General features: G+C 24.8%; 7 protein-coding genes. 4 read left to right on the plus strand and 3 right to left on the minus strand.

Going from position 1 to position 5,305, the window contains the following annotated elements; all coding sequences use genetic code 11:
• Window positions 1-130 precede the first annotated feature (130 nt).
• The 4 genes from MBCUR_RS00860 (at window position 131) to MBCUR_RS00875 (ending at window position 2,738) form a co-directional block, all read left to right on the plus strand.
• Window positions 131-889 carry a hypothetical protein gene (locus tag MBCUR_RS00860; RefSeq protein ID WP_067089047.1) on the plus strand — a complete coding sequence of 253 codons (759 nt, stop codon included), beginning with the start codon at window positions 131-133 and terminating at the stop codon, window positions 887-889.
• Between the two features lie 214 nt (window positions 890-1,103).
• Window positions 1,104-1,751, plus strand: a complete 648-nt coding sequence (locus MBCUR_RS00865) for a MotA/TolQ/ExbB proton channel family protein (RefSeq protein ID WP_067089049.1) — start codon at window positions 1,104-1,106, stop codon at window positions 1,749-1,751.
• Window positions 1,752-1,834: 83 nt separating this feature from the next.
• Window positions 1,835-2,179 carry a DUF2149 domain-containing protein gene (locus MBCUR_RS00870; protein WP_067089052.1) on the plus strand — a complete coding sequence of 115 codons (345 nt, stop codon included), beginning with the start codon at window positions 1,835-1,837 and terminating at the stop codon, window positions 2,177-2,179.
• Window positions 2,180-2,426: 247 nt separating this feature from the next.
• On the plus strand, window positions 2,427-2,738 hold the full coding sequence (locus tag MBCUR_RS00875) for a helix-turn-helix domain-containing protein (RefSeq protein ID WP_157077491.1): 312 nt from the start codon (window positions 2,427-2,429) through the stop codon (window positions 2,736-2,738).
• An 830-nt stretch (window positions 2,739-3,568) separates the two neighbouring features.
• Here MBCUR_RS00875 and MBCUR_RS00880 read toward each other — a convergent pair.
• From MBCUR_RS00880 to MBCUR_RS00885, 3 genes are all read right to left on the minus strand, one after another.
• Window positions 3,569-4,099, minus strand: coding sequence for a hypothetical protein (locus MBCUR_RS00880; protein ID WP_067089056.1), 531 nt, complete (start codon window positions 4,097-4,099; stop codon window positions 3,569-3,571).
• Between the two features lie 156 nt (window positions 4,100-4,255).
• Window positions 4,256-4,378, minus strand: coding sequence for a hypothetical protein (locus MBCUR_RS10905; RefSeq protein ID WP_281190502.1), 123 nt, complete (start codon window positions 4,376-4,378; stop codon window positions 4,256-4,258).
• Window positions 4,379-4,475: 97 nt separating this feature from the next.
• Window positions 4,476-5,036 carry an FmdE family protein gene (locus MBCUR_RS00885; RefSeq protein WP_067089059.1) on the minus strand — a complete coding sequence of 187 codons (561 nt, stop codon included), beginning with the start codon at window positions 5,034-5,036 and terminating at the stop codon, window positions 4,476-4,478.
• Window positions 5,037-5,305 lie beyond the last annotated feature (269 nt).

Genomic DNA, 5,305 nt, shown 5'->3' on the forward strand with positions numbered 1-5,305 from the left:
ATTTATATGCTATTAAATTATTAATATCTATTACATATCGTTTTATTAATATGTATATATCGTTTTATTAATATTTATAAAAATTTATTATTTTTTTATACAGTATTTTAGTTTATTAATGGGTATTTAAATGATTGAAGGAAATTTAATTGAATCCTTAATTATAGTTGTCTTGTTTTCAACAGCTATTGGCTTAGCTTTAAATAGATTTAAAATTGAAAGATTACAATCCATAATGATTTCTGCTTACTTTGCAATTATTCTTCTTTTATCTGTTTTTATTTGTAATTTTTTCCTTGAAAATATCATGACTTTTGTAAATAATAATATTAACTTTTTAATGGTTATTGTTGGGATGGTTTCAGTGTTTGTAGGTTTTAGATTAATTTATGAGCTAAAAAATAAGACTAAATTACCTTTTTCAATTGTTAAAGAAAAACCTCATTATAATAAGAATATTTCAAGAATAAAGATTTTTTTTAAAAGAATTTCAGACAATAGCTCCATACCTTTACTATTTGTAATTTCTTACATATCATTTTTAATTCATATTTTATACACTTCACCAAAGGTATGGATACCAGTAATTCAATTAAGCTTTATTTTCTCAATTATTTCTATTTTGTTAATAGTTGGAATTGTTTATTTATTTAAAATTTTTAATATAAATTCTGGAATTATTGTAGGTATATTTTCAATTTTTACAGGTTTATATTCGTTATTTGTATATATGTTTGTTCCAGCTCTTCAAGGAGCTTTAAAAGCAGAAACTCCCTTAATTCAATTAACTGATTTAAATATGCTTTTTTATTTTTTAGCTATTTTAATTGCTTCAGTTTTACTTGGATTTTTGTTAAAAAGAACAAAAAAGTTTTCCCATTTATCTTGAATAATTTATCTTAAAATTTAAATAATTATTGATTAGTATTAAGGTTATATTTTCTATTATTTTTCATTCTAATCTTTTAAAAGTGTTACTAGTAGTTTAAGTTAATATTATAGAGTTTAAGTTAGTATTATAGTAGTTCAAGTTAGTATTATTAATATTTTAAGTTAGTAATATAATATTTTAAATTTTTATTTTATACATAATTGGTGATTTAATGGAAATTATTGGTAGTCAAATTTTATCTCAATTGTTACATGCTATATCTCAAAGTCTTTTAATTCCTGTTATTATTGTCCTTGTACTCTTTGTTGTATATGCGTTAATAAGTTTAGGTGGGTTTATTTCAGAGTATAGTACTCGTCGTAAATTTAAAATTTCAAACATGGAAGATTTAATAAGACAATTGAGAAATTCAACAGATTTTGATCAAATGAAGGATATTGTTAAAGATTTTTCAATAGCTCAATTTTACAAAGATGATTTAATAAAAGCCATAGATACAAATGAATTTTCAGTTGAAACTAGAAAAGCTTTAGCATCAAAGTTAATTGAAAAAGAAGAAATTAGAATGGAAAAATCTGTTGAAAAAACAGATACTGTTGTTAGAATTGGTCCAACATTAGGATTGATGGGTACTTTAATTCCTATGGGTCCAGGATTAGCTGCTCTTGGTGCTGGAGATATTCAAGGTCTTGCTCAAGCAATTATAGTTGCTTTTGATACTACTGTTGCAGGTTTGGCAGCTGCAACGATTTCTTATGTAGTTTCAAGAGTTAGAAAAAGATGGTATGAAGAGGATCTCTCAAACTTAGATGTTTTAATTACTTCAACCTTAGAGATTGTTGAAGAGAAATTAAATTAATTAGCTTATTAATTTATTTAATTAACTTATTATTTTATTTAATTAACTTATCAATTTAATTTTTAAAATGAATAGGGGAAAAAATGTCACTTAGAAAGAGAAAAATATTTAAAAAGGCATCTAATGATGAAGATCCAATGAGTGGTATAGCAAATATGACTGATGTAATGCTTGTTTTAGCTGTTGGATTTTTAATTTTTGCTATTATGTCTATGAACATGCAGAGTGTTATTTTTTCAGATTCCACTCCTCAAGAAAAACAGAGAATTTCTGAAGCCATTAAAAAAGCCGTTAATGTTGAAACAGCTCAAGATTACAATGGCACAGCAGATATTTCAAGTGGAGAATCATCAGGAATGGAAAATATGGGAACGGTCTATAAAGATCCAGAAACAGGAAAGTTAATTATGATTCCACCTTCGGATTGATGAAAACTTTCTTATTTTTTCTAATTTAAAACACTTTTATTTAATTTTCTTTATTTTTGATAAAAAGTTTTGATGAACCTTTTTTTTAAAAATTCTTTATATTTTACAACAATAAGCGAACTCTTTTTAGTTGTATATTATATTCTACAATATTCAAGAATATAGTATATTTCATTAGATTTATTAAAAAAGGAAAAAATATTAAAGAAGCTTCTGAAATAGTTATGTTGTAAGGCAAACAGGATCTATTTGGCTAAAAAAATATAATGAAGAAGGTTATGAAGGTTTAATGCCAAAATTTAGTGGTGGAAGACCATCTTACTTAACAAATGAACAAAAAGATGAATTAAGAGAAATACTAGTCGATAAAAAGAGTGATTACACAATTAATAATGTTAAAAAACTTATATTTGAGAAATACAGCATTAAATACACTTATAAACAAGTATGGATCATTGTCCGAAAACAATTTGGACTAAACTACACAAAACCATTCCCATATTACGATGGAAAACCAGAAAACAGTAAAGAACTTCTAAAAAAAACACCGAAGAAATAGACCTATACAGCGAAATTTTAGCATTCTTAGACACTTCTCTGGACAATCTTCCAAACTCCACAAGAACACTCCACGAACCAGGAACTAAAAACACAATCAAAAAAAAAATAGAAAAAAATTCAAAATAAATGCAACAGGATTCTAAACAGCCAATGGAAACTCATATTTTACAATAATACCCAATACCAGAGGATTTGAATTCTCAAAAATATTTATACAATTCAGAATAGAAAACACAGAAAACCTTGAAGCAAAAAAATCCTAAAAGAACTTCTAAACCATAACAACTTATCTAATGAATGTATTGAAAACTATTTTAAAGAAAAAAGACCAAATATAAAAGATACAATAGAAAAAACCAATAACAACCTATTTGATGACAAAATAACATACGATGAAGCCATAAACAAAAATAAACACTATCTCAATAAACTAACTCCAAACACGAAAAAAATAGAAGAAAAGAAAAAAGAAAACCTAATAGAACTACTCACAGAAAAAACAGACATTAAAAAGCCATTTGAAAAAGAAAAAACAATACACACAGTTTTAGACAATTACACTGTTCACCATGCAGAAGTAATTAAAACAACAGCTGAAATTTTAAATATGAACTTAATCTACTTACAATCAAAATCACCCGATTAAACCCTATTGAAGATGTATGGAGAAAAATAAAGATAGAATTATCACATGACTTCATTAAAAATGAGAAATATTTAAAAAATCGTTTTACAGAGTTATTTAATGAATTTATAGGCTCTCCATCATTTTTGAAAATGGGCTAGACGAATACATAAAATGTTAAAAAAGTTAGGTAATATACCATATTAATTAGCTTCAATATTTTTAATAGCTTTTTCAATAAGTTCCAAATTTTCTATTGTTTTTTCTAAATTAGCTAAAAGTTCTGAAATAAGATCTCCATACTCTTCCATTTCACCTTCGTTTTCACCTATTCCTTTTAAAGTTTTTACCATGTTAATTATAGTCTCAAATCTTGGTTTAATGTTTCTATTCTTTTTTGATTTTTTAAATTTCTTAAAAGCTCTTTCGTTTCTGAGATTTTCGATAAAATATTTATCTTTTTCTTTTATTTTAATAAAGTCTGGGCTGTTTATGACTTTCTCATCAAATGCTTTTAATATGCCATCTAATTTTTTAGAGAAAATGGAGCCAGTTATGTAAAATTCTCTACCAGTATTGTTTTCATCTTTATAATTTAAAAAACTACTAACTCCTGTAGAACTTAAAGAAATGTATTCTTCAAAGTTCAAGATGATATTTTCCTTATTAAAAGTTTCATCATCTATATTGTGCTTGTCTATTATTATATCAGCTATTCCACTATTATTATCCATAATTTCAACTTCTTACCTATTGATTTTTTTATTATTTTAAAAAGGTTCTATATTTTGCTTAATGTAAATATATTTAATATATTAAATATATTATTAAATATAGTATTAAGTATGTATATTTAATATTAAAAACTGTGATTAATGAGAAAGTGGCTATTAAATAGTTTCAGCATTTCCAATAATCCCAGTAACTTCTTCAATAACTTTGAAATTTTGCACTGTTAATTTTAAATTAGATATAAATTTTGAAAGAAGTTCATTATATTCTACAGCATTCAAGAAAATATAACTATTTTAATATTGCAGTATTTAATAACATAATTTTTTATAATTTATTTATAAGAATGTTATGGTGTTTAAAGTATTAATTAAATTATTAATCTAGTTTTTCATAGTATGATTCGACAACACATGCCTTACAGTAAGCTACACCATTTTGGATAATGTGCTGGTTATCTTTAACTATTTCTCCACAAATAGGACAGACTATTTTATTGTCTGAAGAATGTCCTGGAAGATCACCTTCTCTCAATCTAACTCTAACTTTTTCTATTCTAAATAAAACATCATTAGAAGTATTTGTTAATCTTTCAATTAGTTCTTCTTTACTTTCACCTGGAACTTGTGTTTGAATATCCATATCTGTAATCCTAACTGCTTCACCAGTGGATATTTTTAAAAATGTTCCTGCAAATCTCCCATAATCTAAGAGATTTAATGATCCTTTTCCAAGTGTGCAACCACTTACCACCTGGACAGCATCAGCCATGCATCTACCAATTTCCACAAAAACTACTAAATCTTTTGTTGGTTCATTTAAATTAAAACCTAATTCTTTCATTGCTAACATTGTCATTTTAGTTCCCATTACTATTCCGCCACATAAATGACCATGAAATTTTTCTACTTTGTCTAATTGCTCTTGAAATTCGCTCATTTTAATATTCTCCATTTTATTTTTAGTTTTATAATTATTTTTTTCTTTAATTAATTTAAGTAATCTATCTTTTTTAAAGTATATAAATTTACTTGATTTAATTATGATAGGGACTGTTCCATAGTACATTTATTTTTTTAAAAATATTATATGAACATTCTTTAAATGTAATTTAAAGTATTTTTATCATATATTTTATAAAAAATTAAAAAAATAATTATAAGCCACCTTTTTGGATAATGTACTATAATAAAAGATATTCTTTATAG

It is taken from the genome of Methanobrevibacter curvatus (genome assembly GCF_001639295.1).
Taxonomy (GTDB): Archaea; Methanobacteriota; Methanobacteria; order Methanobacteriales; family Methanobacteriaceae; genus Methanoflexus; species Methanoflexus curvatus.